This is a genomic window from Azospirillum sp. B506, assembly GCF_000333595.1.
Taxonomy (GTDB): Bacteria; Pseudomonadota; Alphaproteobacteria; order Azospirillales; family Azospirillaceae; genus Azospirillum.
In genome coordinates this window covers 1-1,787 of the sequence record NZ_BADK01000624.1, presented here as the reverse complement: position 1 = coordinate 1,787, position 1,787 = coordinate 1, and the positions used below count along the sequence as shown (strand labels likewise).

General features: G+C 67.1%; 2 protein-coding genes. Both read left to right on the top strand.

Annotated elements, in window-relative coordinates; translation table 11 throughout:
* A partial coding sequence (locus tag I71_RS18560) for a protein-glutamate O-methyltransferase CheR (RefSeq protein WP_042696319.1) occupies positions 1-560 on the top strand: 560 nt, incomplete at its 5' end.
* Positions 561-737: 177 nt separating this feature from the next.
* The coding region (locus I71_RS18555; RefSeq protein ID WP_042696318.1) for an MFS transporter at positions 738-1,787 on the top strand (1,050 nt) is incomplete at its 3' end.

The following is a 1,787-nucleotide window of genomic DNA, read 5'->3' as shown; positions in this document are numbered from 1 at the left end:
GCCGACAGGACGCCGCCTTCGCCGAGCGGATCAACCGGCGGCTTCCCTTCGGCCACATCGCCACCGTCGCCGGCTATCTGGCGGCGCTGGAGGCGGAGGGGCCGGGTGGTGCGGAATACCAGGGACTGATCAATGAGCTGGCGGTGGGGGAGACCTTCTTCTTCCGCTACATCGAGCAGTTCGACGCGCTCCGCGCCGTCGCCATTCCCGAATGCCTGCGCCGCAACCAGTCGAGCCGCCTGCTGCGGATCTGGAGCGCCGGCTGTTCCATCGGGCCGGAGGCCTACAGCATCGAAATCCTGCTGAAGCAGCATTTCGCCGCCCAGTTGGAAGGCTGGCAGGTCCACATCCTCGGCACCGACATCAACGGCGCCTATCTGGAGCAGGCGCGGCGCGGCGCCTATGGCGACTGGGCGGTGCGCGGCCTGTCGCCGGAGACGCTGGAGGCCTGCAGCTTCTGCTGTGCGCTGCCGACGGTGGGGTCGCGATGGTACACGCCGCACGCGCAACTCGCCAAGCCTCCATCACCCGGTTTTTGTACGAATCATGCATTTTTTTGAAGATTGAAGACAGATTCAGTTGAGATTACGTCCTATCTGCTCCGCTTGCGTTGCATGCCCCCGGCGGTTGGGAAGGGCAGGCCGCGGCTGCTACCATGCGGCACAATCCTGCAATCCGCGCTTTTTGCCTCCGCCGGAGCCATCATCTTGTCCCAGGCCACAAACTCTGCGGCCCCCATGGCGCTGACACCAGGCGAACGCCGCATCGCGCTGGTCATCGCTGCGGTGCAGTTCGTCAACATCCTCGACTTCATGATGGTGATGCCGCTCGGCCCCGACTTCGCACGGGCGCTCGGCATTCCGGCGGCGCATATCGGTTACATCGGCGGCAGCTACACCGCTGCCGCGGCATTGGCCGGGCTGATCGGGTCGATGCTGCTCGACCGTTTCGACCGGCGCCGGGCACTTGCCGTCACGATGGCCGGGCTGATCGTCTCCACCGCCTTGGGTGGCTTGGCTTGGGACTTCCATTCGCTGCTGGCCGCGCGCGTGCTGGCGGGGCTGTTCGGGGGGCCTGCGGTCGCAGTCGCCATCGCCACGCTGACCGATCAGGTCGCACCGCAACGGCGCGGGCAGGCGATGGGAGCGGTGATGTCCGCCTTCTCGCTGTCGGCCATCGCCGGGGTTCCGGTGGGGCTGGAACTGGCGCTCTATGGTGGCTGGCGGTTGCCCTTCTTCGCGGTGGCCTTCGCCGGGCTGATCGTCGTCATCGCCGCCATCGCCATCCTGCCGCCGCAACGGGACCATCTGACGGCCGGGACGGGCAGCGGAGCCTGGTTGCGGATGACCTTGCTGCTGTCGCGCCGCAAGGTCTGGCTGGCCTACGCCACCGTGGCGCTGGTGCAGGTCCAGCAATTCATGATCGTCCCCAACATCGCCGCTTATGTGCAGGGCAACCTGGGCTTCCCGCGCGACCATCTGAGCCTGGTCTACCTGACAGGCGGCACGCTGAGCTTCTTCGCCTCGCGCCGGGCCGGGCGGCTGGTCGACCGCCACGGTTCCAGCGCCATCACCTTCGCAGCGACGGTGGGGTTGAGCGTCGTGATCTTCGCCGCCTTCATCGGCTACCGGCCCTGGATGCCGGTGCTGGGGCTGTTCCCCTTCTTCATGACCTTCGTCGGCATCCGCATGGTCGCCAACGGTGCCGCTTTTTTCCGCGCGCCCGNNACCGCAGAGCGGGCCGGCTTCATGGCGCTGGTGTCGGCGGTGCAACATCTCAGCTCCGCC